General features: G+C 39.0%; 23 protein-coding genes and 1 pseudogene. 16 read left to right on the top strand and 8 right to left on the bottom strand.

The features are described from left to right. Positions 1-425 precede the first annotated feature (425 nt). A complete protein-coding gene (locus ABDV70_RS01700; RefSeq protein ID WP_343594891.1) occupies positions 426-1,574 on the top strand; it encodes a sterol desaturase family protein in 1,149 nt (382 codons plus the stop codon). A 70-nt stretch (positions 1,575-1,644) separates the two neighbouring features. Continuing rightward, a pseudogene (locus ABDV70_RS01695) lies at positions 1,645-1,758 on the top strand (GNAT family N-acetyltransferase); the annotation flags it as partial. Positions 1,759-1,792: 34 nt separating this feature from the next. On the opposite strand, the gene ABDV70_RS01690 reads toward ABDV70_RS01695, so the two are convergent. Continuing rightward, a complete protein-coding gene (locus ABDV70_RS01690) occupies positions 1,793-2,206 on the bottom strand; it encodes a MarR family transcriptional regulator (protein ID WP_343594890.1) in 414 nt (137 codons plus the stop codon). Positions 2,207-2,413: 207 nt separating this feature from the next. Between ABDV70_RS01690 and ABDV70_RS01685 the strand changes: the two genes are divergently transcribed. Genes ABDV70_RS01685 through ABDV70_RS01675 form a run of 3 tightly spaced genes read left to right on the top strand, consistent with a single transcriptional unit; the run spans position 2,414 to position 4,405 of the window. Next, a complete protein-coding gene (locus ABDV70_RS01685; protein WP_343594889.1) occupies positions 2,414-3,418 on the top strand; it encodes an adenosine kinase in 1,005 nt (334 codons plus the stop codon). A 14-nt stretch (positions 3,419-3,432) separates the two neighbouring features. Next, on the top strand, positions 3,433-3,738 hold the full coding sequence (locus tag ABDV70_RS01680) for a Rieske (2Fe-2S) protein (protein WP_343594924.1): 306 nt from the start codon (positions 3,433-3,435) through the stop codon (positions 3,736-3,738). Then, positions 3,716-4,405, top strand: coding sequence for an OB-fold-containig protein (locus ABDV70_RS01675; RefSeq protein ID WP_343594887.1), 690 nt, complete (start codon positions 3,716-3,718; stop codon positions 4,403-4,405). The genes ABDV70_RS01680 and ABDV70_RS01675 overlap by 23 nt, the downstream gene beginning before the upstream one ends. A 33-nt stretch (positions 4,406-4,438) precedes the next feature. On the opposite strand, the gene ABDV70_RS01670 is transcribed toward ABDV70_RS01675, so the two are convergent. After that, entirely contained in the window at positions 4,439-4,990 is a 552-nt protein-coding gene (locus ABDV70_RS01670) for a lecithin retinol acyltransferase family protein (protein ID WP_343594922.1), read from the bottom strand. A 356-nt stretch (positions 4,991-5,346) separates the two neighbouring features. Here ABDV70_RS01670 and ABDV70_RS01665 point away from each other — a divergent pair, with 356 nt between their 5' ends. From ABDV70_RS01665 to ABDV70_RS01655, 3 genes are all read left to right on the top strand, one after another. After that, positions 5,347-8,289 (top strand): insulinase family protein, encoded by a 2,943-nt coding sequence (locus ABDV70_RS01665; protein WP_343594886.1) that lies wholly within the window; start codon positions 5,347-5,349, stop codon positions 8,287-8,289. Positions 8,290-8,304: 15 nt separating this feature from the next. Beyond that, the gene (locus ABDV70_RS01660) at positions 8,305-9,504 is read left to right on the top strand and encodes a phospholipase A (protein ID WP_343594884.1); all 1,200 of its coding nucleotides are present in this window, start codon (positions 8,305-8,307) and stop codon (positions 9,502-9,504) included. A gap of 228 nt (positions 9,505-9,732) precedes the next feature. Next, entirely contained in the window at positions 9,733-11,823 is a 2,091-nt protein-coding gene (locus tag ABDV70_RS01655; RefSeq protein WP_343594920.1) for a TonB-dependent siderophore receptor, read from the top strand. Between the two features lie 33 nt (positions 11,824-11,856). On the opposite strand, the gene ABDV70_RS01650 is transcribed toward ABDV70_RS01655, so the two are convergent. The 3 genes from ABDV70_RS01650 to ABDV70_RS01640 form a co-directional block, all read right to left on the bottom strand. Further along, positions 11,857-13,200, bottom strand: coding sequence for a potassium transporter TrkG (locus ABDV70_RS01650; protein ID WP_343594883.1), 1,344 nt, complete (start codon positions 13,198-13,200; stop codon positions 11,857-11,859). 3 nt (positions 13,201-13,203) lie between these two features. Then, a complete protein-coding gene (locus ABDV70_RS01645) occupies positions 13,204-13,857 on the bottom strand; it encodes a TrkA family potassium uptake protein (protein ID WP_343594882.1) in 654 nt (217 codons plus the stop codon). A gap of 270 nt (positions 13,858-14,127) precedes the next feature. Beyond that, a complete protein-coding gene (locus ABDV70_RS01640; protein ID WP_343594880.1) occupies positions 14,128-15,042 on the bottom strand; it encodes a DMT family transporter in 915 nt (304 codons plus the stop codon). A gap of 147 nt (positions 15,043-15,189) precedes the next feature. On the opposite strand from ABDV70_RS01640, the gene ABDV70_RS01635 reads away from it, so the two are divergent. Beyond that, a complete protein-coding gene (locus ABDV70_RS01635) occupies positions 15,190-16,059 on the top strand; it encodes a LysR family transcriptional regulator (protein WP_343594878.1) in 870 nt (289 codons plus the stop codon). A 110-nt stretch (positions 16,060-16,169) separates the two neighbouring features. Here the strand turns inward: ABDV70_RS01635 and ilvA are convergent, their stop codons facing one another. After that, positions 16,170-17,714, bottom strand: coding sequence for a threonine ammonia-lyase, biosynthetic (gene ilvA, locus ABDV70_RS01630; RefSeq protein WP_343594876.1), 1,545 nt, complete (start codon positions 17,712-17,714; stop codon positions 16,170-16,172). A gap of 107 nt (positions 17,715-17,821) precedes the next feature. On the opposite strand from ilvA, the gene rpiA reads away from it, so the two are divergent. From rpiA to ABDV70_RS01595, 7 genes are all read left to right on the top strand, one after another. Continuing rightward, complete coding sequence (rpiA, locus tag ABDV70_RS01625; protein ID WP_343594874.1) at positions 17,822-18,493, top strand: ribose-5-phosphate isomerase RpiA; 672 nt, start codon at positions 17,822-17,824, stop codon at positions 18,491-18,493. Between the two features lie 2 nt (positions 18,494-18,495). Next, positions 18,496-19,167 carry a SprT family zinc-dependent metalloprotease gene (locus ABDV70_RS01620; protein WP_343594872.1) on the top strand — a complete coding sequence of 224 codons (672 nt, stop codon included), beginning with the start codon at positions 18,496-18,498 and terminating at the stop codon, positions 19,165-19,167. Positions 19,168-19,293: 126 nt separating this feature from the next. Continuing rightward, positions 19,294-20,343: an N-acetyl-gamma-glutamyl-phosphate reductase gene (gene argC, locus ABDV70_RS01615; RefSeq protein ID WP_343594870.1), complete on the top strand. Its 1,050-nt coding sequence runs from the start codon at positions 19,294-19,296 to the stop codon at positions 20,341-20,343. Positions 20,344-20,404: 61 nt separating this feature from the next. Continuing rightward, complete coding sequence (locus ABDV70_RS01610; protein WP_343594868.1) at positions 20,405-21,160, top strand: DUF6776 family protein; 756 nt, start codon at positions 20,405-20,407, stop codon at positions 21,158-21,160. 15 nt (positions 21,161-21,175) lie between these two features. Then, complete coding sequence (gene clpS / locus ABDV70_RS01605) at positions 21,176-21,589, top strand: ATP-dependent Clp protease adapter ClpS (protein WP_343594918.1); 414 nt, start codon at positions 21,176-21,178, stop codon at positions 21,587-21,589. A gap of 15 nt (positions 21,590-21,604) precedes the next feature. Further along, positions 21,605-23,878, top strand: a complete 2,274-nt coding sequence (gene clpA / locus ABDV70_RS01600; RefSeq protein WP_343594866.1) for an ATP-dependent Clp protease ATP-binding subunit ClpA — start codon at positions 21,605-21,607, stop codon at positions 23,876-23,878. A gap of 2 nt (positions 23,879-23,880) precedes the next feature. Then, positions 23,881-24,243, top strand: a complete 363-nt coding sequence (locus tag ABDV70_RS01595; protein ID WP_343594864.1) for a YnfA family protein — start codon at positions 23,881-23,883, stop codon at positions 24,241-24,243. 142 nt (positions 24,244-24,385) lie between these two features. On the opposite strand, the gene gcvH is transcribed toward ABDV70_RS01595, so the two are convergent. Both gcvH and ABDV70_RS01585 read right to left on the bottom strand, forming a co-directional pair. Next, positions 24,386-24,760, bottom strand: coding sequence for a glycine cleavage system protein GcvH (gene gcvH / locus ABDV70_RS01590; RefSeq protein WP_343594862.1), 375 nt, complete (start codon positions 24,758-24,760; stop codon positions 24,386-24,388). Positions 24,761-24,914: 154 nt separating this feature from the next. Further along, a complete protein-coding gene (locus ABDV70_RS01585; protein WP_343594860.1) occupies positions 24,915-26,741 on the bottom strand; it encodes an ABC transporter ATP-binding protein in 1,827 nt (608 codons plus the stop codon). Between the last annotated feature and the right edge of the window lie 189 nt (positions 26,742-26,930).

The following is a 26,930-nucleotide window of genomic DNA, read 5'->3' as shown; positions in this document are numbered from 1 at the left end:
ATCTTTGGGCACGAGGCTATCGAGTGTCACCATCTCAATTTCTTGTTGGGTCGAGTTAGATTTCAGCATCTTTCCATTATAGAAAAAGGTTGTCCTTGTGGGAACAACCTTTGTCAGCAGTCTGAAATGGGAGCGTAAGCTTCCATTTTTTGTTTTAGGAGAGAAATAAAGAATAATAACAATCAAAAGTTGGTGAAATGATTAAAATATACAAAATAATAGATTGTTATCGATTACTATCATTACATTTATTGTGTTGAAACAGCACTATATAAATTGAAAAGCAATTGCAAACTGTATTGATTAAAGTTGAATAAATAAGGTGCATCATATTGGCTTTAGGCATTCTTTATAATACAAAAAGAGAGTTTTTCATGTGTTGTTATATGCTTAATTTTAATTATATTTTTAGGGCGAAATGAGATATGTTCTCTGAAATAGCAATACTTTGGGATCAAGGTGCGAATTGGCTCGGTAGTCATGCAATTTTACCAGTGCTCAATTTTTTACATATTACAAAATACACCGATACACCAACAGAAATTGCAGCAACCTTAATGATTGGTTTGTTACAGCTATTGATTATTGGTGGCTTATTTCGCCCATTAGAGAATTTAATTCCTGCTGAAAAGTGGGCAGATCGTCGTTATGCCCGTATCGATTTTCATCTAACTTGGCTGATGTTGGTCGGTTTATTCCCATTATTTGCCTTTTTGATCATGACGCCCATTGTGAATTATGTTGGTGGTGTTTCACCAGCACAGGGTGATGAGCCTGTCTGGAGTATGCGTAGCCAGTTTCCTTGGTTGCAAGCACATCCATGGGCGTTTTTTATCCTTTATTATTTAAGTTACGATTTGGTGTATTACTGGATGCACCGTATTCAGCACGTTATCCCGTGGTGGTGGGCAATGCATAGCTTTCACCATAGTCAACGCCAGATGAGCTGTTGGACCAATGACCGTACTAATTATCTAGATGGGATGGGGCAATCGTTTGTATTAGCAGGTGTTGGGATATTCTGGGGGGTATCAGGTGAAGAGTTTGTCTGGTTAATGCTACTTGGCGAACTGGTACAGAACTTTTCGCATGCCAATGTGCGGATTGGTTTTGGTCCAGTGTTCGGTAAAATTTTTGTGAGTCCAGAATTTCATCGTTTACATCACATGGATTTTGTCCCTGAACGTCCGACACTACATAATTGTAATTTTGGGCAGGTCTTTGCCATTTGGGATGTTATTTTTAAAACCGCTTTATATAACGAGCCTGTACATCCAACGGGGGTAACGGGTGATAAAATGGTGGATATCGATAATAATCAAGGCATTATTGGAGTACAGGTCGAATCTCTAAAACGCTTTTGGGGGAGTGTCACTTGTTTGGATGGTTGGCGAATTGGCGGTGTCGTATTTAGTAAAAACTATCGACCTATCCATATGAAAAAGCCTGTAAATGGTCAGAAGCAAGCATTTAAACCTCATGTTCGAACTGATGCACCGATACCTATTCATCCGTTATCTCAGGAACAAAAAATACAACCATTGCAGGAAGTAAAAAATGAAAATGAATGTTAAAACGGTGATTGCTGTATTAAATCGTAGGTTGAAAAATCATTTTAAACTTGAGAAACAATAATGCACTCAAGCTATTTTAGAATATGCGTTTCATATCTTGAATTTATCTAAAGTAGTTTCATTTACAGCTGCTATGAATTGTCCTTCTGAAGCGCTGATGAAACGATTAGGAATGATTAAAGTAGGCGTTTAACCATCAATATAGAATTGGAATTTATCTAAATTTTTAATTTACTTAATAATAACTTTAAGTTTTGGATTTCATTTTCATCTAAAAGTGAAAAAATTGAATCTATAGTCTGTTTAACAGTTGTTGTTGCATTGTCCAAAAGTGTTCTGCCACTTTGAGTCAGAACAACAAAACTTTGTCTCGCATCACGAGGATTTGTTGCTTTTTCGATTAAACCAATTTTTTCCATAGGTTGTAGAACACGTGTAATGCCAGAGGCAGTTAGCGCAACTTTATTCGCTAAAGAAATTCGGTTTAACCCTACGTCTAGAGCAAAACTGAGGTGATGCATTAAGATAAATTCGGTTAGATTTATGCCGTGAACACTGAGTGCCAAATCTATCTTTTTGCTGAGTAGAGATCCAACTAAATGTTGATCGAGTATCAAATCAATCTTATTCATATCCAGAAATTCTTAAATTTATTTATTGTATAATACTTGAGTATTCAATTAAATTACAAGTTAAATTTTGATCTAAATAATATCTTCATAAAAATGACGGTTGGTTGGGCTTAATAAATTAAGCTGAATTTTTTTCAATAAACTACAGTGTTGTAAGTCGTTCATGTAGAATGTCCGCCTTTCTTGAATTAAGCGATGAGTAAACCTATGTCAGCACTCGATCTTTTTGCTATCGGCAATGCCATTATTGACCAAGAGTTTCAGGTGTCAGATACATTTCTGACAGAACAGAACTTGCAAAAAGGCACAATGCAATTGACAGATGGTGATACTCAGGCACAGTTATATAGTAACTTGCGTGATACACAATTGTATAAAGGTCAGGCAAGTGGTGGTTCTGCGGCCAATACAACGGTGGCATTTGCTGCGTTGGGTGGACGTGCATTTTATGGTTGCCGAGTTGGACAGGGCGAATCAGGTCAATTTTACCTAGATGGTTTAAACGATGTTGGAATTCGTACTGCCGAGCAATCTATTTGTGATGGCGTAACAGGGACATGTATGGTACTGATTACACCTGATACAGAACGTACCATGCATACTTATTTGGGTACAACGGCTGATTTATCCGTAAATGAAATTGATTATACGGCACTCACTCAAGCAAAATGGTTGTATATCGAAGGGTATTTATCGACCAGTGATAGCGCACGTCAAGCGGTGTTAAAAGCGCGTGAAGTGGCAAAACAACATCAGATTCAGGTTGCAGTGTCATTATCTGACCCAGCAATGGTGCAATATGCACGTACAGGCTTAGAAGAAATGCTTGCTGAAGGAGTTGATTTACTGTTCTGTAATGAACAAGAAGCCTTAATGTTTACAGGAAAAGACAGTATTGATGAAGCAGTTACGCAGTTATTAGTGCAAAATAAAACAGTGGTGATTACACTTGGGGCGAAAGGTGCCTTGGTTGCCACACATGCAGAAAAAATTTATGTAGAAGGTCGTAAAGTGAATGCAGTAGATACCAATGGCGCTGGCGATGCGTTTGCAGGTGCATTCCTTTATGCCATCAAAAAAGGTTTTGATTTGGAACAAGCTGCCGAATTAGCGATTTTAATTTCAAGTGAGGTTGTTGCACAGTTTGGCCCTCGTTTGAGTATTGATAAATATGCTAAACTACTCAAAACAATGGAAATGGATCTTGCATAATGTACAAAATTTGTATGACAGAAGATGTACCTGAGCGTGAAGCGCGCTCATTTGAGTTGCCAGATGGCGAAAATATTTTCGTCACACAACGCGATGGTATGTTTTTCGCATATAAAAATATATGTCCTCATTTACAAGTTGAACTTGAGTTTTTAGAAAACCAGTTTTTAGATCAGGATCAGGAATATATCGAATGTTCAACACATGGTGCTTTATTTACCGTTGAAACAGGCGAGTGTGTTGCTGGACCTTGTACTGGGGAATTTCTACAAAAATTAGCGATAAGTGTGCATTCCGATGGTGGAATTTATCTTTCCTAATCTTGTGCCATTGCACAACTTTCTTACACATACCGAGTTGTTACCATTTCATTTGAGTGTGGTAACACTTGTTGTGCTTAGTATTATTGAAACGATTGGTTTCTACTTCGGTGTGCGTCCATTCTCTTTTTTACGCAACTTTGTGCCACGAGGATGGGCTGCACCGTTATTACAAATCAAATTTTCTAAAATTTTGATTGTGATTTTTTTCCTGATTAACTTTAGTTTTGCAGGCTATTTCTTACAGTTTTTCTTCTTTTCTTATCAGCAAAAATTCGCCTCTGTGGCTTATTTACTTTTACCTGCGTTGGTCATTGCCTTATTTTTTACGGTGTTCATGATTCATTGTCTAGATCAGGTGATTAAGCCCAAGTTTGAAAGCCGTCAACTGAACTTGCTTGGGCGTTTAGCAACCATTAGCAGTGGGAATGCTCGACCAGAAAGCACCGCTCAGGCACGTGTACGTGATGAATACGGACAATTACACTATGTGCAGGTGCGTTCTGAATTTGGTGAAATTTCACTTCATTCGCAAATCGTACTTATCCGAATGAGAGATTCATATTACATTGCTAAAAAAATTGTGGAATCAAATCATTTGCTTGAAGAAAATTTATTTGAAATTCAGAACAATAAATTGAATGATGACACTTTAGAAAAAGAATAATCTACCCATCGAATAGAACATTTATATTTAGGATTAAGAGTCTGATTTATCTTTATGTTGATGTTCAAGCATGGTTTGAATAAGCTTAATCTTGGCTTTGTCTTTAAGCTTCTTTTTGATGTATAGCACCAAGGCAAAACAGGTGGTTGCAAGGGTTAAAAATAGGCTATTCATATAGCTCATAATTGAACTAACATAACCAATGGTTGTTAATCGATTCATCATCTTCAAAACTTGTGGGCTGCTTTCAACCCCTGTAATTGCCCAACTGCATAAATGTTCACAGTTATTCATAATTAAATGATATTGATTTTCATGAATACGCGAACGCATTCGACGAACAACCGTCCGACCTTTATATTTGGGTTGATCATAATGTCGAATAGAAATAGTCTTGCCATGAGAAAACTGTTTTAAATTTGTGATTTCAATAGGTTTTTTCTTGAAGAAATGCGCGAGACCAGAATAATGGATAACACGACCACGACCAGCATAGATACCATGGTGAGTATAGCCAAGGTGTTTAACAATTAAATGTGCCCCAAGAGGGAAAGAAGATGGCTTAGATAATCTTTTATTCACAATAATTCAGTCGTTGAAGAGCGTTTGATGAAGTACAAGATGACCGTATTTTACCATTAGTTTAGGTAATGTCATCTTGAAAAGGGCAATACATTTAAGGTTTAGACAGTAAAGAGACTTATGGTCAATATATTATGACAATGTTTGTTACGTTCGTTCTATTTTTAACATAAATCATAAAAAATTCTTGGTGAATCGTTTTATAGGGGATTGGCAGTTTTTAAAGCTGATATTTTAAATGAGAGTCTGATACCGAGCATACGGTTACACTACCAAATCACTCAAGTTTTACGTGAAAATCATGAATATACCGCTATAATGCAAATATGAAAATTAATGAAGATTTTATAGGAGATCACATGACTGTAGATGTCACTGAAACTATTTCTCAAACTGTCCATCCTGCGTTTCAGTTGTTACGTCAACACCATGTTGAAGCTTTAGATATCCATGTCTATGAATACAAGCATAAAGTAACGGAAGCTGTACATTACCATCTGGCAAGTGATAATGATGAAAATGTATTCCTTGTCGCATTCCGTACTCAACCGATGGATTCAAAGGGAGAGGCACATATTCTTGAGCATACGGTACTGTGTGGTTCTGAAAAATATCCTGTACGTGACCCGTTTTTCTTAATGATTCGCCGTTCATTAAATACATTTATGAATGCCTTTACTGCGGCAGACTGGACGGCTTATCCTTTTGCAACACAAAATAAAAAAGATTTTCAAAACTTATTATCGGTTTATTTAGATGCAGTTTTTGCCGCAAACTTAAATCCATTAGATTTTGCACAAGAAGGTATTCGTGTTGAATTGGATGAAAACAATAAACCTGTTTTCAAAGGTGTGGTATTTAATGAAATGAAAGGAGCAATGAGTTCTCCTTCAGATCAGCTTTATCACCAACTGGCACATCATTTATTTCCAAAAACGACTTATCATTATAACTCTGGTGGCGACCCTAAAGACATTCCAGATTTAAGCTACGAAGCCTTATGTGCGTTCTATCAGTCGCATTATCATCCAAGTAACGCTATTTTTATGAGTTTTGGTAATCAATCTGTCTATGACTTACAAGAGCAGATTGAAACACAGGCGTTACATAAATTTGAAAAAGGCACAACCTTATATTCAACGCATGAACAACGTCTGACACAACCTGCTGCATTTACAGAAAGTTATGCTGTAGATGGCGATGATTTGAAAAATAAAACCTACCATGTTCTGTCTTGGTTATTGCCAGAGTCAAGCGATATCAAATTGCGTTTAGGCATGCGTTTGGTGGAAGGTGTGCTGTTAGAAAACTCGGCTTCACCTTTGCGTCATTACCTTGAAACATGTGGCTATGCTGATGCAACGGGTCCATTCATGGGCGTAGACGATAGTAATTTTGAAATGACTTTCTTCTGTGCGGTTCAAGGTTCAGAACCTGAATATGCAGAAACCTTTAAAACAGGCGTTTTAAATATTCTGACAGAGGTTGCATCCAAACCGATCGATCAGGATGTGATTGAATCGATTCTGCATCAAATTGAATTACATCAGCGTGAAATTGGTGGAGATGGTTCGCCATACGGGTTAAGCGTTATTCTAAATGGCTTAGGTAGCGTTATTCATCATAGTGACCCGATTGCTGTTTGGGATATTGACCATGCGATTGCAGTTGTAAAAGAAGAGCTTAAAGACCCAATGTGGTTGTCTAAGCTCATTCAGACCTATTTGTTGGATAATCAGCACCGTGTACAGCTAACGCTTGCTCCAGATGCAAATAAGTCAGCACAAGATCAGGCCACTGAACAAGCGCGTTTGGATGCGCTAGATGCAACTTTAACTGAAGAAGACCGTGCAGAGATTCAAAAGAATACAGATGCATTAAAAGAACGTCAGGAAACACCTGATGACTTAGAGGTGTTGCCAAAAGTTGGTTTGGATGATATTCCAGCCGAACTACAAATTGTAAAAGGGCAATTGCGTGAAATTATTAGTAATGGTTTAGATATGCCATTACACCTTTATCATGCAGGTACAAATGGTTTGTACTATCAGCAAGTTTTGATTGCAATTCCTGATGAAATTGTACATTCGCCGTACTTTAACTTGTTGGCTGTGCTGATGGGTGAAGTGGGTGCTGGCGAGCATGACTATTTGAGCTTCCAGCAAATCCAAACCGCTGTGAGTGGTGGTTTAGGCATGGGGGCATCTTTGCGTAGTGATGTGTCCGATAAACAAAAAATTAGTGCGTGGTTAACTCTCACCACCAAATCACTTGCAGACCGTTTTGATGCCATTGCCTTGTTGAAAATGGCATTTGAACAACTCCGTTTTGATGAAAAATCACGTATTTTAGAGTTATTACAACAACGTAAAACACGTTGGCAGTCTCGTTTGTCAGGTTCTGGACATAGTTATGCCATGCAAGCTGCTTCACGTAACATGAGTGGTTTGGCACAACGCGATTATCTAAATACAGGTTTAGGTGCATTAAACTGGTTGGGTGATTTGATTTCACGGATTGAACAAGATGAAGCAGAATATGCGGCATTTATTCAAGAGCTACAAAATATTCATCAAATCTTACTTCGGGCGCCAAAACAATTTTTGTTAGTTTGTGAAGAACATCATAGTGAGACGCTGACTGAACAGGTTCAGCAGGTCTGGGATAAAGTTGCAGTTCAAAAAGGTTCAGTTGAATTACAAGATTTGTCACGTGCATCAACTAATCAAGATCTGGCATGGTTGATTCAAACCAATGTTCAATTCTGTGCATCGGCATATCCTGCGGTGGAAGTAACGCATCCTGATGCTGCACCTTTAATGGTATTGGCTGCGTATTTGCGAAATGGATTCTTACACAGTGCTATTCGTGAAAAAGGTGGTGCTTATGGTGGTGGCGCAAATTACGATGGTAACGCATGTTCTTTCCGTTTCTTTAGTTATCGTGACCCACGTTTAACAGAAACCTTTGCAGATTTTGAAGCAAGCTTACAGTGGCTTATAACCTCTGAACACCAACCCCATCAGCTTGAAGAAGCAATTTTAGGACTGATTGCAGGTATGGATAAACCAGGTTCTCCTGCGGGTGAGGCTATTACAGCGTGTTATGCACTGTTACATCAACGTACACCACAGTTTAGAAATGAAATGCGTTCTCGAATTTTGGCGGTGACAGTTGACGATATTCAACGTGTTGCACAGCAATATTTAATCTCGGTTCAGCCTGTGAAAGCCGTTGTAGCGCCATTTGCTAAGCATGAACAGTTAGAACAACTCGGTTTTGAAATTCAACAAGTAAATTAATCGGAGATTGCACCTATGCAGTTCAAAACATTTGAACGCAATGGTCTGGCGCTAGTATTACTGCCTTTGGTGGGCAGTATGCTTTCATCTGCTACTTTTGCTGCGGACACAGCCACTGAAACAGCAAGTTTTCACCCAACCAGTGCCGAAGCCTGTTCTGGCATTTTAAGTGATGCAGACCGTTTAGTGTGTTATGACAGTTACTTTAAGCAAAAACAGGATAATCTATCTGACGGCCTGACAGCCGCAGCCAAGACGGTTGAACCACCCAAAGTGGTTAGCGCACCGTTACAGGCTTCAGAACGTCAGAACACCGCTTCAGATGATCGAAGTTTGAAAGCGAAGCTGGCACGTTCATTGCACTTTATCTATTCGGATGATGTAACGCCAATGAGTGCCAATAGCTCGCTATTAGACAGTCGTTGGGAGTTATCACCGCAAAGTAAATTGGGAACATGGAATATTCGGGCTTATAAACCTGTATATGCGTTACCTGTTTTCTGGACCAGTAATCGTAATGAATTGCCGAGTAGTCCAAATTCTGTTAATACAGTGACGGTGCGACAAAATCTTAACTTTACCGAGTCTAAATTCCAGCTTTCGTTAAAAACCAAGGCTTGGGAAAATATTTTTGGGGACAATGGTGATCTTTGGTTAGCCTATACACAGTCATCACGTTGGCAAGTGTATAACTCAGAGGAATCACGCCCGTTCCGTGAGACCAACTATGAACCCGAAGCGAGCCTGATTTTCCGTACCAACTATAACCTGTTGGGTTTAGATGGTCGTTTATTGGGGGTCACCTTTAACCATCAATCAAATGGTAAGGCAGATCCATTTTCACGTAGCTGGAACAGGGTAATGCTGAACCTCGGTTTAGAGCGTGGCAATTTTGCCGTGATGATTCGTCCATGGTATCGAATTCCAGAAGCAGCGGCGGATGATAACAACCCTGATATTGAAAACTATGTGGGTCGTGCAGATGTAACAGCATTTTATAAATGGCATGACCATAATTTTTCATTGATGCTACGACATTCACTCAGAACAGGCGATGCTTCACATGGTGCAGCACAATTTGACTGGACATTCCCGATTAAAGGAAAGTTGCGCGGTCAGATTCAATATTTTAGCGGTTATGGTGAAAGCCTGATCGATTATAACCATCGTGCTAACTATATTGGTGTAGGTGTGTCGTTGATGGATTGGTTCTAAGTTTGCTATAGCACTCTAAAAAATACCTAAAAACCACGTTTCGGCGTGGTTTTTTATTGCTTTCATAATATGAATAGATCAAAGTGTAATAAATTAATTTTATGAATAATAATTATAATCATTCTCATTTTATTTATGTGCCTTTTATGTAATTATAGTAAAGTTTTGTATGCAATAATTAAAAACGGATTCAATATGAATGCTACAGCTCAAGTTTTTGCGATGCGTTTGAAGCGCAACCTATTATTTCTCTCTTGTTTGTCAGTCATAGCATCGGTATATGCTGATAATGAACCAATCCAGCTACCATCAATTCAAGTTAAAGCGAAGCAGCGACAAGATTTAGCTGAACAGACCAGTCGGGCATCGTCTGCAACCAAAATAGATATGCCGTTAAAAGATGTACCACAAACCGTGAATGTCATTCCTGTTGAAGTATTGCGAGATCAAGGTGTGACGTCTTTACAAGGGGCTTTACAAAATGTGGCGGGTATTGGTTTTAATACGGGCGATGCACGAAGCGACCAAATTTCGATACGTGGTTTTAACGCTATTTTTGATAATTATGTCGATGGTTTACGCGATGATGCGATGTATTACCGAGATTTATCGAATACAGAACGGATAGAAGTCTTAAAAGGCCCTGCATCGGTATTGTATGGACGAGGTTCGGCAGGTGGTATTGTCAATCGGATCACCAAAAAACCATTAGATGATGTTTTGCGTGAAGTCTCTCTTTCTGGCAGTACGATTGGACAACGCCGTACCGAAATTGATGTGAATCAGCCGATTAGCCCAAATGTTAAATTACGAGTGACAGGTGCAGTAGAGGACTCAAAAGGATATCGTGATCAGGCGTTTTTAAAGCGTCAGGTAATTTCGCCATCGTTGCTATGGGATATTTCTGATCACACACAGTTATTATTACAAGCAGATTATTTACATGACGACCGTTTGGCTGATCAGGGTGTACCTGTGAATCCTGCGACGCATAAAGCGTTAGAGGTCGGTCGTAAACAGTTTTTGGGGGCAGCCAATGCAAAGGATGTTGGCGATAGCGATACAGAGATTAGCAGTCAGACCATCACATTAGATCATCAATTTGATAATGATTGGAAATATCATGGTGTTATTCATGCTTACCACGATTCTTTAGATCGCCAATATGCCAATGCTTCTTATAATGCCAATACACAGATGATTAATCTGACCCAAGTTCGGCGTATCCGTAAGGAAAAGGGACAATCGACGTCTCAAGAGGTATCCGGCACATTCAAAACTGGAGAAATAGAACATCAGGGTTTAGTGGGTGTAGAACTCAGTCATCAAGATAAACAAGAATTATTGTTCGCCTCACCTGCGGCATATAGCACATCGATTCATCATATTGTTTTGCCTGAGTGGGCGCCCATTAATACAGCAAAGGCCAGAGCCGTTAATGAAAATGATAACACCACAACAGGCATTTATTTACAGGACTTAATGACGCTTTCTCCACAATTTAAAATGCTATTGGGGGTACGTTATGATGACCTGAATCAGAAACGATCTGTTTTAACCGTGAATACAGGTGCGATCATACGATATAACCGTCAGGATGATACATTTTCCCCACGTGTGGGGTTGGTGTACCAACCACAAAAAAATCTTTCTTTATACGCCTCTTATAATCAATCTTTTCAGCCTTTGACAGATAGTTTGGTGGTCTATAATAATTTGTCTGCTTTAGCGCCAACCAAAACGGAAAGCTATGAAGTGGGGGCAAAATGGGATGTTACGCCAGATTATAATTTGACTTTATCAATATTTAATACCACACAAAATAATATTTTACAGGCTGACCCAACCGACAGTACTCGCGCATTGCTAGCGGGTGAGCAACAAACCAAAGGTGTGGAATTGAGTGGTGTCGGTCAATTAACAACACGATTATCACTTTTGGCGGGCTATGCTTATTTAGATGGTCAAATGAAAAAATCGGTTTTAGCGACTGTACCGAAAGGGGCAAATGCGCCATTAACCCCGAAGCATGCTGCTAACTTTTGGTTAAAGTATCAATTGGATGATGCTTGGTTTGTTGCAGTAGGTGGTCGTGCGCAAACTCGCCAATACGCTTCACCTGATAATCAATTGGTATTGGCTGGTTATGCGGTCATGAATGCGGCAGGGGGCTATCATACACAGCGTTATGATGTAAATCTAAACCTGAACAACCTGTTCAATACCCATTATTATGCCTCGGCAAATGGTTCGTCTAATACAGGCGTCTTGGCAGGCGACCCACTGAATGCGCAACTAAGTTTACGTTATCGGTTTTAAGTTTAGAAAACCACGTTTTGGCGTGGTTTTGGTTTATCCAACCTGAATATCGGTCATTGGGTGTTTGACGCGGCTTTTCTTTGGTGTTGCAATTAAATAGGCGAGAGTCAAAGGCCCTAACCGACCTGCATACATCAGTAATGTTAGTAATAATAAACTTGGCATATTGAGTTTATCTGTCACACCATGAGAAAGCCCAACTGTACAGGCAGCAGACACAACCTCAAAAAGTAGGTCGATAAATGATTTATGCGGTTCAAAAAGCAAAATGGCAAATAACCCGATAAAGATAAGAAAGCAGGTGATGATAGTCACTGCAAGTGCTTTAAACGCCGTTTCATATGGAATGGCATAATTTAAAATCTTAATTTCATCATTGCGCCTTAAAAAAGTAATGACACTAAACACTAGCACAATAAATGTTCCAATCTTAATACCACCTGCCGTACTCAGTGAACCACCGCCAATAAACATAAGAAATATAGTGAGTAAGGTTGAAGCATGGTTCATTTGAGAAATATCCAGTGTATTAAAACCCGATGAACGAGGTACAGTGGCATGAATCCACGCATTGAGAGCTTGGTCTTGCCACGGCATAGAACCAAGAGTATTTGGATTATGTGCTTCAAGTAGCCAAATTAAAATAAATGCACTTATGTTGAGAACCGTCATGGTCATTAAAACCAGTTTGCTGTTGGTACTTAGACGTTTCCAGCCGCGCGTTTCTTTTAAATCCATGAGCACCAAAAAGCCAAGCCCACCTGTAATGTATAACCCACTAATGGTTAGGCAAATCGAAAGATCTCGATGAAAGTCGATTAATCCATGAGGGGTTAATGCAAAACCTGCATTGTTAAAGGCAGAGATACTATAAAAAAGTGCAAAATGCAGAGCTGTTCCAAAGCTAAACTTTTCAGACCAAAGAATTGTTAAAATAATCGTCCCTAATGCTTCAAAAAATAAAGTATAGGTAAATACATTCTTGGCGATGAGTGTGGCTTTGCTCAGACTGGTTTGTCCAAGCGTATTTTGTACCATCAATTGTTCTTTTAAGCCAAGGTTTGGAGATAAACTGAGTGCAGCCAAAACAGCAAAAGTTGTAAAGCCCAAACCGCCAATCTGAATTAAAGAAAGCAATACGACTTGACCAAAAGGAGTCAGTGTCTGACCAATAGGGATGACAGATAAACCTGTAATCGTGACAGCAGATGTTGCTGTGAAAAAAGCATTTAACCAGCTTAAATCCCCTATGTGTGAAATCGGTAGTTTCAGCAGACAGGTTCCAATAACAATAAAACTCAGAAATCCTAAAGCCAATATTTTTGGCGGGCTGAGGTTAACCGTTTTTTTGGGTTTAGGAAGATGAAGTCGTTTCATATTCTATTGAAAACTCGAAGATAGTTTTTGTAGGTCATGCTGTCGTCCTTCAACAATAAGAATGTCGTTGGGTTCTAGGGTAAAATCTTCTGAAATGGTGTAAAAAATATGTTTGTCACGCTGGACGAGAATAATCCTGATTTCTTCCGTATATTTTCCCATAAGACCATGTAAATTGACGCCTTTCATTTTTTCATGGATGATGACTTTTACAATAAAATGATCATTTGCCAAAGCCATATAACGACTGACCATTGGGTAACTCAAGGTTTGGGCAATGCGGATTCCCATGTCTTCTTCAGGGTGAATGATCTTTTCTACCCCTAGATGGGCAAGAATGGTATGGTGTGATTTGGTTTTGGCCTTTACCCAAACTTGGTGAATGCCTAAGTTTTTTAAATTCAGCACACACAAGATACTGGCTTCAATATCTTCACCAATTGCAACAATCGCCGCTTCCGATTTTTGGACATTGAGTTCTTCTAAGACTTTTTCATCTGTTGCGTCAGCAATCACCGCGTGGGTAACACGGTCAGCAACATCTTCGATATTTCGTTGATTGGTGTCTATTCCAATGACGTCATGCCCGAGTCGTGTCAACTCTAAAGCAATGGTTTGCCCAAAACTACCTAAGCCGATGACAGTAAAAATTGCCATAATGATCCTTTTTGTTGGAAATAATTGATCATGCAGAAATATCTTAATTTATTGTAAAGTGAAAGAATAGTGAAAGGAATATCGAAAGATAAATACATTACAAAATAAACAACTGATATTTTTATGATTTAGTGTATATAAATAGATGACAGTATTTCACTTCAATTTTGACTATTTTTTCCATAAAAAATGCAGCCGTATTTTTAGGGCTGCATTTTAAGAAGCTTAAATCATAAATTTAATTTTTCAAAATTATATATTTATGAAACGTTATTTATGATGCCGAGGATATGCCAGCCCAGCTTTTTGTGCCCTGATTTTGAGTGAGCTCATCAAAATACCTAGACAAATAAAGGTTGCACCAATGATGATATTTATCGTTAAAGGTTCATGCCATATCAGTGCGCCAAAGAACAAGCTTAAGATTGGAATACACATAATCGAGATGGATGCAACAAAGGTATCAACCTGACTCACAATCCAGTTCCACAATGCAAAAGCGAAGCCTGTCCCGATCACCGCAATATAGAAGAGTACCAAATCATTTGAAGGGTTTAACCAAACATTAAGGTTTACAGGTTCAAACGGTAGGGTACAAAGCAACATTACTGTTCCACCCATCAAAAATTGCCAGATTGTCAGTTTAATTTTGTCATAGCTGGCAAAATACTTTTTGATGTAAATCGTTGACATTGCCCAAAATAATCCAGACCCGATTAACAATACCTGTCCAATCAAAGATACATTAAAACCAAGATGGTGCAGTTGCGGCCAAAGTATTGAGATGAGCCCGAGAGTCCCTAAAATCAAACCAAATATTTTTTGTCGATTTAAATGTTCATTCAAGAAATAATGCGCCAAGATTCCAATAAAGATAGGCATGGTAAAAACCAATACCGCAGATAAACCAGAATCGACAAACTGCATTGCAAATGTTTGTGTGGCGTAGAAGCCAAAACACACAAGAACACTGAGCATCATTAAGTGTAACCACTCGCCATGTTGCGGCATGATAGATTTTTTCATGATGCGCTGAACAAACATTAAAGTGATTGCTGCCAAGATGAGTCGCATAGAAATGAATAGAAAAGGTGGGTAGATTTGCAGGCTATGTTTGACCAAGCCCCACAGAGACCCCCAGATTAGACATAGCAATACGATGGCACTGATAACTCTAACATTCACGGAGTGTACTCAATTGATAGGAAGTGAGCTTATTTTACAAAATAAATAACATCATAAATAATGTTATGTTTTAATGTACTCATCATTTTTTTTAATACCTGTTGATTGGTTTTCCAGACAAAATTTGAATTAAGTAAAGGTCGTGTTATGAATATCGATATTAATGATATCCGTTCCTTCATTACGGTTGCGGAGTTAAAAAGTATTACGGCTGCGGCACACAAATTGAATTATTTACAGTCCAATATGACAGCAAAAATAAAGAAAATAGAAAATCATTATAAAAAACAGCTTTTTATTAGAAAGCCAAAAGGTGTTGACCTGACCGAAACGGGTATGCATTTGTATACGCAATATAAAAAAATGATGTTCACTTGGGAAGAAACTGAAAATAAAATCTATCAACAGGAAAATTATTTACGTTTTGGAACCAATACCAGTCTAGGCGGAATGTGTTTTTATTCACCTTTTCAACAGCTTTATGCTGCGTATCCCGATCTTTCTGTGACCATGAAAACAGGAACAACAAGTTATATTGAAGATGAAATTTTAAAAGGGCACTTAGATATTGGCTATGTTTTGGGCTATCCCACTCAAAAAAATATTCAATATATTCAAAAAGCAGAGGATGAGCTGGTCATCATTGGTAAAAATTTGATGAATCATCACAATCTGAAAGACAGTCTTTGTCATCAAAATATTTTATTGGCATCAGAAGAATGCTGTTATGCCTCAACCCTAGATCATATTTATACAGAGTATCAGATCCCTAAAGGCGAATTAACACATATTTATGACCATGAAGCATTGGTGCAATTTACTCAACTGGGCATGGGAATCTCAATGATTGCAAGATCGCTCATCTCAAAATTTAATATTCAGTACTATAGAGAAACACCGGCAGAATACCGAAAGATAGGTTTATACCTGATCGCACGGAGTGAACATGTATTTACGTCGATTGAAAAACAATTTATTGGTTTGAGTGATTCGCTTGGAAAAGATCTAATCGTTTAAACAGCATATTTATAGAATAAGTATTCAACTTCTAAAATAAAAATAGCTGGCATATTGCCAACTATTTTTTGATTTCAACAGATGTGAAATATTGATTTGAACTGAGACACTTATTTCAAGAAACGTCGATAACCTAAGTTATGGGTGATTTCTTCGTATGGATAAGTAATATTTTCCAGCGTTTCAATCAATACATCAGGGTTTTCCTGTGCATCGGTGGCTTCTAATCCAACAAGAACACGACCTTCTGCTGCGCCGTGGTTACGGTAGTGGAACAGGGAGATGTTATGATTTGGCCCTAGACGTTCAAGGAAAGTGAGCAATGCGCCTGGACGTTCTGGGAATTCAACACGGAAAAGACGTTCATTTTCTAAATGCGCATGACCACCAATCAGATAACGAATATGCAGTTTCGCAACTTCATCATCGGATAAGTCATCGACATCGTATTGTGCTTTTAACAGGTTAAAAATTTCCAGACGTTCGGCTTGCCCACCTTTTAAGCTGATACCAACAAACACTTGTGCTGCATGTTGGTCATTACTGCGGTAGTTAAATTCGGTAATGTTGCGGCCTTGTAAGGCACGGCAGAAATTAAGGAATGAACCTTTTTCCTCTGGGATGGTAACAGCATAGATTGCTTCTTTATGCTCGCCTAACTCGGTACGTTCTGCAATATAGCGTAAACGGTCAAAGTTCATATTGGCGCCACACACAATCGACACCATGTTCTTACCCTGAATTTGGGTTTCATTAACAAACTTTTTAATTGCAGCCAATGCCATTGCACCCGATGGTTCAACAATACTACGGGTTTCATCAAAGGTATCTTTAATGGCTGCACAGATTTCATCGGTATTGACTGTAATCACATCTGGTTCAATAAGTTTGCCTGAACCATCAGGTTTATCCATTCGTAAAATATCAAACGGTAATTTTCCGATTTGTGCTACAGCTGTACCATCTGCAAACAAACCGACTTGCGGTAAGATGACACGTTCATTGGCTTCAAGTGCGGCTTTTAAACATGCCGATTCATCGTATTCAACGGGAACCACTTTGACATGTGGTGCAACTTCGGCGAAGTAAGCGGCAATTCCTGAAATTAAACCACCACCCCCAACAGCGACAAAGATATAATCCACTTCACGCCATTGACGATGGATTTCATTGGCAATGGTACCTTGTCCCGCAATGACCAGTTCATCATCATAAGGTGGAATAAAAGTTAAGCCTTCTTCTTGTGCACGTTGCTGGGCATATTTATTGGCAGCATCAAAGGCATCGCCGTGGAGAACGACTTGTCCACCTAAGCGTTTTACAGCCTGAATTTTAATATCAGGTGTGGTTTGTGGCATGACAATGATGGCTGGAATACCGAGTTTTTTCCCAGAGAGTGCAACCCCTTGAGCATGGTTTCCTGCTGAAGCGGTAATGACACCGCGCTCAAGTTGTTCTTTTGGAAGTTGGCTAATGCGGTTATATGCACCACGAAGTTTAAAAGAGAATACGGGTTGTAAATCTTCACGCTTGAGTCGAATGTTGTTGTTAAGCTTTTGACTAATTCGTGGTGCCGCTTCGAGAGGAGATTCTATTGCAACATCATAGACTGTTGCTTGTAAAATTTGTCTTACCAAGCGAAACAACATGTTCATCTTCCCTTTAACAGTTTAAAATAGGCATCTATTGTAACAAACCCCTAAAGATTTGGGCTGATAAATTGCTGCAAATCGACCATTGATTTCAAATATTGAGTTTACTTATGAGTTTATATACAACCCAAGACGAGAAAAAGAAAGCTGCTGCTCAGGCTGCGCTGAAACATTTGCCACGTGGAGGGATTTTGGGTGTAGGTACAGGAAGCACCGTAAACTTCCTGATTGACTTATTACCAGAGTTGCAACTTGAAGGTGCCGTGGCGAGTTCTCAAGCAACTGCTGAACGTCTACAGAAACTAGGTATTGAAGTCATTGATATGAATCATGTCGGTGGTTTAGATGCCTATGTTGATGGTGCAGACGAAATTGACCGTCATTTACACATGATCAAAGGTGGTGGTGCTGCATTAACACGTGAAAAAATTGTAGCTTCAATTGCCAAAAAGTTTGTATGTATCGTAGATGACTCTAAATGGGTTGGGCAATTAGGACGTGAGTTCCCTTTACCTGTAGAAGTTATTCCAATGGCTCGTTCTGCCGTAGCACGTAAATTGGTGGCATTAGGGGGCGATCCTGTATATCGTGAAGGCGTGGTTACAGATAACGGTAACGTCATCTTAGATGTGTTTAATCTAAATATTTTAGATGCGCTAGATTTAGAAAAAACCATTAACAATATTCCTGGTGTTGTTACCAATGGTATTTTTGCTTTGAATAAAGCCGATATTGCTGTTGTTGCAACAGATAACGGCATTGAAGAGCGAGTTGCTGAGTAATTGTGGCTGCACTGTTACCCGAAGTAAAAATTGTTCGACACGTAAGGGCAAAGTCTTTGCGCTTACGTGTTTATCCGCACGAGATCCGTTTAACCGCCCCCGCTTTTTGTACCCAAAAGCAAATTCAACATTTTCTAAAACAGTCAGAAGACTGGTTACAAGAAACATGGCAAAAAGTGCGCCAAACGGATGATGTTGGTGTTCCGTCTCATATTCAGTTATTTGATCACAGCGTTTCTATATCGATAAAGCAAGTCGAACAAAAGAAATTATTTATTTTTGATGCAGCCCAACACATGTTGTATTTACAACAAGAACAAGCCGCACAGGCACTAAAAGCTTTTATTGTTGATTATGCCAAGCGGGTATTACCTCCTGTGTTAAAGCAAGTCAGTCAAAATACAGGTCTCGTTTTTCAGTCAAGTCAGATTCGACATGCAAAATCCCGTTGGGGGAGCTGTTCGACACAACAAAAAATTATGCTCAATGCTGCATTGGTATTGCTGCCAGCACCGATTATTCGCTATGTCTGCGTGCATGAGTTGGTACATACCGTACATTTTGATCATAGTCCTGCATTTTGGCGTACCGTGCGCCACTTCGATGCCGATTATGAACAGCGCCGAGATTATCTCAAAACAATTCAGTGGCCATTATGGTGGCTTGAATCATAAAATCCTCCTTTTAAAAGTGCATTTGAACAACAAAAAGCTGTAACTTTAGCTTTCTAAGGTGTTTTGAAAGCAGCGTGTTCCTGTCATACTAGACGCATTTTCAAGAATACAAGCATGAGGTAAGTCGTGATTTCAGTTGGTATTGTGGGTGGAACGGGATATACAGGCGTTGAACTTTTAAGATTGTTACTGAAACATCGAGATGTTCAGGTGCGCGTCCTCACGTCACGAACTGAAGCTGGTAAACCTGTCGCAGATATGTTCCCAAGTTTACGTGGGCATACCGGACTCGCTTTTTCTGATTTAGATATTGACGTGCTTAAACAATGTGATGTGGTCTTCTTTGCAACGCCGCATGGTGTAGCAATGAAACATGCTCAAGCATTGATAGAAGCCAATACCAAGGTGATTGATCTGGCAGCAGACTTTCGTTTACAAAACTTGGCTCAATTTGAAAAATGGTATGGCATGGAACACGCTTGCCCTGATATTTTAAAAAATGCCGTATATGGTTTATCTGAATTAAACCGTGAACGTATTCAATCAGCTATGGTGATTGGTAATCCGGGATGTTATCCAACTACGGTTCAGCTTGGTTTGGCTCCGGTACTAAAAGCCGATAAACCATTGATTAAACCTGAAAGTATTATTATTGATGCTAAATCTGGGGTATCTGGTGCAGGGCGTAAAGCCAGTATGGGCATGATCTACTCTGAAAATGCTGATAACTTTAAGGCGTATGGCGTTGCAGGACACCGTCATCATCCTGAAATTGTAGAAGCCTTAGAAACCATATCAGGTCAAAAAGGTGGCTTTGAACAGATTATTTTTGTTCCGCATCTGGTTCCAATGATTCGTGGTATGTTAAGCACCATTTATGTAGATTTAACCGATGAAGGTGCTCAGCTTGATCTTCAGGCGCTTTATGAAGCGTTTTATCGTGATGAAGCCTTTGTGGATGTAATGCCGGCAGGCAGTTCTCCTGAAACACGAAGCGTTCGTGGTGCGAATCAGTTACGTATCGCCTTATATAAACCACATTCACATAAACTCATCATCCTTTCTGCACAGGACAATTTAGTTAAGGGTGCAGCAGGACAGGCCGTACAAAATATGAATATCATGTTTGGTTTTGCTGAGGATGAAGGATTATCTGGAATAGGGTTATTACCTTAATCATATTTTTTACGAGTACGGTTATTTTTAATCGTACTTTCCTACTTATCGAGTATTCGAGATGACAGAAAAGCTTACAGAATCGAATAACCCATTAGATTCTAATATTGGGACAAAAAAAACCGTACTTTCATCCAATAAATACCTCCTGATTGGTGGTGCTATTTTATTGACTGGTGGTATTGCGTTAGGTTATTCGGTGGGACATCGTCAAGGTTTAACTGTAGTGGGCTATGATGCCGATGCACAGCAACTTGTGGATGTTGTGAAAAAGCAGAAAGAAACCCTGAATAATTTGAATAAGGGATATAACCTTGCTGTTCAGGAACGTGATGTTGCTGTAAATAATACCGATGACTTGACCGATGCATTAAACGATGCAAAAGCGGACTTGTCGATTGCACAGAGCCAAAGCCAAATCTATCGAAAAGTTTTAAAAGAACGTGGTGGGCTAAGCTTAACTGTACAAAACCTGAGTATTCAACCGCTTCCTGAAAATGCCTATGAATATCAACTTGATTTAGTTCAAGTGAGTCCAAATGGTCGTAATGCAGCAGGAAATGTCGAAATACGCTTAATTCGAGGGACAGAGGTTTTAGTTGTTCCTATGGAAGATAAAAACTTTAATTTTAGTGACTTTGCACGTTTAACAGGACGCTGGACCATGCCGAAAGGTTTTGTTCCACAATATATTGAAGTCCGCTTAAATGGCCCAGTTACAGAGGTTAAACGTTTTAGCTGGCTCAAAGGTAAAGAGGTCGATAGCCCATCTTCTTTTGTTTCTGAAGTACCTCAAGCAGAAGCAAAGTCTGAATAAAATATGAAAACAGTTATGTGTAGCACCAAGCGAAAAACAACCTTAAATGATGCCAAAATACGTTTTCAACAGTCGGGTTATGTAGACTGGCATATGCGTCCATTATTTCAAAATGGACAATCTGAGGATGCTGATGGAGATCTCGCAGTACAAACAGCACCACCAGAATTTAAACGTCCGCCGTTGTATGCCGTGGTGTTATTGAACGATGATTACACGCCGATGGATTTTGTTATTGAAATTTTACAAGAATTCTTTGCAATGAATCTTGACCAAGCCACGCAAGTAATGCTAACAGTACATTATGAGGGAAAAGGTGTCGCTGGCATCTATCCTCGAGATATCGCTGAAACGAAAGCAAATCAGGTGAATAACTACGCTCGCTCACAAGGTCATCCATTACTTTGTCAGATTGAGCCTAAAGCATAAAATAAAGGGGGTCACATGCTTAGTCGTCAATTAGAAGTATCACTGCGTTTGGCTGTAAGCATGGCTCGGCAAAAGAGACATGAGTTTTTGACGGTCGAACATTTACTCCTTGCATTACTTGATAATGATTCTGCTGTGAATGCATTAAAAGCATGCGGAGCAGATGTTGTTTTATTACGTAAAGAGCTAGAAGAATACGTTGAACAACATACGCCAAAACTCGGCGAAACGATTGAACAAGCACCACATCCTACAGAAAGTTTTGATCGAATTTTACAGCGTGCTATTTTCCATGTGCAATCCAGTGGTACAGATCGTACTGTAGAGGGTGCTGATGTTTTGGTTGCGATGTACTCAGAACGCGATACCTTTGCAGTTTACTTGCTTAAACGTCACCAAATTAACCGCTTGAATTTAACTCAGTATTTATCTCATGGTACACGTAAAGATGAAATTCAGGTTGAAGAAGACAGTGATGATATTGAAGGTGAAAATAATTCAACCGCCACAGGCCCACTAGAACTCTATACGCTAAATTTAAATTCCGAAGCATCTAAAGGTAAGACAGACCCTTTAATTGGCCGTGAAAAAGAAATTGAGCGAGCTGCGCAAATTCTATGCCGCCGTCGCAAAAATAACCCACTTTTAGTGGGTGATCCAGGTGTAGGGAAAACCTCTATTGCAGAAGGGCTGGCTTGGCTTATTGTTAATGGGAAAGCACCACAACCGTTAAGCAAAGCAGAAATTTATAGTCTGGATATTGGTGCATTGGTTGCAGGTACCAAATATCGAGGTGATTTTGAAAAACGTTTGAAACAACTGTTAAATGCGCTGAAGAAAAATCCGAACGCGATTTTATTTATTGATGAAATTCACATGATCATTGGGGCAGGCTCAAGCATGGGAAGCACAATGGATGCTTCCAACTTGATTAAACCTGCGCTGGCAAATGGAACACTACGCTGCATTGGTTCAACCACTTTTCAGGAATACCGCCAAGTGTTTGAAAAAGATCATGCACTTTCACGCCGTTTCCAAAAAATTGATGTCAATGAACCAAGTATCTCTGAAACAATTGATATTTTACGTGGCTTGAAATCAAAATTTGAAGAATTCCATCAGGTTGAATATGATGATCAAGCGTTGGTTTCAGCCGTAGAACTGTCAGCAAAATTCATTAATGATCGCTTTTTACCAGATAAAGCCATTGATGTGATTGATGAAGCAGGGGCACAGCGCCGTCTAAAAAATCATGAGGAAAATCGCGTTATTTCGGTTGAAAACATTGAAGACATCGTGTCTAAAATTGCACGTATTCCACCAAAAACCGTATCTAAAGATGATAAATCTGTCTTAGAAAACCTAGAGCGTGACTTGAAACGTGTAGTCTTTGGTCAAGATGAAGCAATTACCGCTTTAGCTTCAGCAATTAAACTATCACGTGCAGGATTAAAATCTCCAGATAAGCCTGTAGGTAGCTTTGTATTTGCAGGCCCGACAGGGGTGGGGAAAACAGAGGTTACCAAACAGCTTGCTCGCTTGCTCGGGGTTGAACTGGTTCGTTTTGATATGTCTGAATACATGGAGCGCCATGCAGTATCACGCTTAATTGGTGCACCTCCTGGTTATGTCGGTTTTGATCAGGGAGGATTACTCACTGATTCGATTCATAAAAACCCGCATTGTGTCTTACTTCTAGATGAAATCGAAAAAGCGCACCCTGATGTCTATAATTTGTTATTACAAATCATGGATCATGGATCTTTAACTGATAATAACGGACGAAAATCTGATTTTCGTAATGTTATCCTTGTTTTAACAACAAACATTGGTGCAGAAAGTATTTCTCGTACCAGTATCGGTTTTACAGAGCAAGACAACAGTAACGATAATCAGGATGCAATGAAACGTGCATTCTCACCAGAATTCCGCAACCGTTTAGACAGCGTGATTCAGTTTAAGGCCTTACCACCAGTTGTGATTGAGTCTGTTGTTGATAAATTCTTAACAGAATTACAAGCACAACTAGACGATAAAAAAGTCGTGCTTGAGGTTGATCAAGATGCGAGAGACTGGATGGCAGAGAATGGTTATGACCGTTTAATGGGTGCACGTCCAATGCAGCGTTTAATTCAGGAACATTTGAAAAAACCGCTAGCAGAAATGATTTTGTTTGGTGAGTTAGCAGAGAATGGTGGCAATGTTGCGGTAACCGTTAAAAAAGACAACGGCAAAGCAATTGGGTTACAATTAACAGTCTTTGAAGATCAAACCACCGAACCTGCATAAATATGTTATTTGACCCATCTAATATAACCCGAATACTCAGTGTATTTGGGTTATTCTTTATCACCGCTATTGCTGAAATTCTTGGTTGCTATTTTCCTTATCTGATTTTAAATCAGGGCAGGTCACAATGGCTATGGATTCCTACAGCAATTAGCCTAAGCATTTTTGTCTGGCTTTTAACACTGCATCCAACTGCATCAGGAAAAATCTACGCAGCTTATGGCGGCATTTATATTTTCACCGCTTTATTATGGCTCAGATTTGTCGATCACTTACCATTAACACGCTGGGATATCTTAGGTGGGTGTGTCGTACTTTTAGGCGCAGCCATTATTATTCTGCAACCACAAGGCTTGGTTCGATAAAAGTACCGATAAATAAGCCTATTTTCTTTGGTTTTTAAAATAGCCTAAGTAAATTTAATCTTTTAATTATTTCCCTTGAAATCAGATCACATAAAAAATAAAAGGGCATATTACATGCCCTAAATAAACCTAATTCCAGCGTTTATAAGCTTGCTTCATAATCAACATTAGAGAGTAATGTTGCGACATCATCAATATTATGTGGTTTAATTTTATATAACCAACCTTTGCCATAAGGATCAGTATTTACGAAATCTGGATCATCTTCTAAAGATGTATTAATTTCAACAATTGTTCCTGCAACAGGTGCATAAATATCAGAAGCAGTTTTAACAGATTCTACAACACCAGTTTGTTCCCCAGCAGAAACTTCACGACCAATTTCTGGTAATTCAATATAAACCAAGTCACCTAAGGCATCCTGTGCATGGTCAGAAATACCTGTAACAACCACGTCACCTTCAACCTTAGTCCACTCGTGAGTAGCAGCATATTTAAATTCAGCAGGGTGTTGCATAAAAAAACTCCTCAAACTTTAAGAAATATAAATCTTTAATTATCCATAGCATAAAACAAATAGTGAAAATTTGCTGCTATTAAAATAATCAAAGTTCTCCTATTTTATTCAAAAATTGGAAGTTATTTATCCAACATTTGAACCGAATCACGGTTTAATCTACTAAAAAGCCACCCGTCTGGCGTTGCCATAAATGGGCATAGATACCATTTTGTGCAATGAGCTCACTATGTGAACCTTGTTCGGCAATTTTGCCCTGATCTAAAACAACAATACGATCCATCTGAGCAATGGTTGAAAGACGATGGGCAATCGCAATTACAGTTTTTCCAGCCATTAAATCATTCAAACTAGACTGAATTGCAGCTTCGACTTCTGAGTCTAAAGCACTGGTTGCCTCATCTAGAATAAGAATTGGTGCATCTTTTAAAAATACACGTGCGATGGCAATCCGCTGACGTTGTCCACCAGAGAGCTTAACACCACGTTCACCAACATACGCTTCGATACCTTTTCGTCCTCTAGCATCTGAAAGTGTATCAATGAATTCTGAAACACGTGCTTTTTCTAGAGCGTAGTCAAATTCCTGATCTGTTGCATCATTTTTGCCATAGCGGATATTTTCTGCAACAGTTCGATGTAATAGGGAAGTATCTTGTGTTACCAGTGCAATATGTTTACGTAAACTGTCCTGTTGGACATGAGCAATGTCCTGACCATCAATGCGAATAGAACCATGTTGAATATTATAAAAATGCAGCAATAATTGGATGAGTGTCGACTTACCAGCTCCAGAACGCCCGACAATCCCAATTTTTTCACCTGGCTGAATGTTTAAATTAAAATGATCGATGACATTACGATTATTGTTATAGGAAAAACAGACATCACTAAATTCAATTTTGCCTTCTTTAAAAATAAGCGGTTGAGCATTCTCGTCATCCTGAATATTAACTGCTTGAGCGAGTGTTTCTTTACCATCCTGAATAGTACCAATATTTTCAAAAAGTTGTGCAATCTGCCACATGACAAATTCACTTAAACTATTGAGTTTTAAAATCATTGCTGTTGTAGCCGCAATAATTCCCATCTCGACTCGCCCAATCGTCCATAGATAAACAGACATTCCCAATACGCCAATAAATAATACCGCACTCAATAATTTTAACGACACTTCAAACCATGTCCCTAAACGCATTTGAGCAAAAACCGTAACCATAAATTCTTTCATCGCATTTTTTGCGTATTGGTTTTCACGTTGTGTATGCGCAAAAAGTTTTACAGTTTGAATATTGGTATAGGCATCAGTTATTCGTCCTGTCATTACCGAACGTGCGTCTGCTTGTTTTTTAGATATTCTTATCATTTTTGGGATAAAAAATGCCGCAGCAACAATAAATAAAATGAGCCAAACAAATAGAGGTAACAATAATTGTGAGGAAATGCTCCCAAGCATTAAGCTGACAGAAATAAAGTAAATCAGCACATACGCCAGAATATCGCCTAAAATTACCCAAAATTCACGTACAGCAAGCGCTGTTTGCATTACTTTTGCAGACAGACGCCCTGAAAACTCATTCGCAAAAAAGTCCAAACTTTGCTGCATTAATAAATTATGAAATCGCCAACGAAGGCGCATTGGGAATGCGCTAAATAAGATTTGGTGTCGAATAATAGATTGCACTGAAGAAAATAAGATATTTGCTGTCAGGATTAAAGCTAGAGAAATAAGATGCTGGCGATGATCGGTAAAAAAACTTTGCGGATGGCTTTGTCCCATCCAGTCAATGAGTTTACCAATCTGAGAAAAGAACAGTGCTTCAAAACTTGCAGCGCCTGCTGTAAGTAAAACGAGAACAAGTAAGTAACGGCGTAGACCATATGCACATTCCCAGACAAAAGCAAAGAAGTCTTTAGGCAATGGCTTACTTAAATTTTTAGAAGGATATGGATCTACCAATTTTTCAAACCATCGCAACATCTTTTGATCTCCAATATGTCCAATTACTATTAAACCCTAACTGGGGGCTAAATCATATAATCAATATATTAAAGTTTTGGGTCGATAGAAGTTGATAGCAATGATCTGCTTAAATCAAATCATTCATTTAAAATTACATCGTAATTACAATGTAATTTTATTGGTGTAAAAAAATGCCCATTTCACATG

This window comes from Acinetobacter sp. (genome assembly GCF_039596015.1).
GTDB lineage: Bacteria > Pseudomonadota > Gammaproteobacteria > Pseudomonadales > Moraxellaceae > Acinetobacter.
The sequence above is the reverse complement of the archived record's forward strand: the minus strand, read 5'-3'. Positions and strand labels throughout refer to the sequence as shown.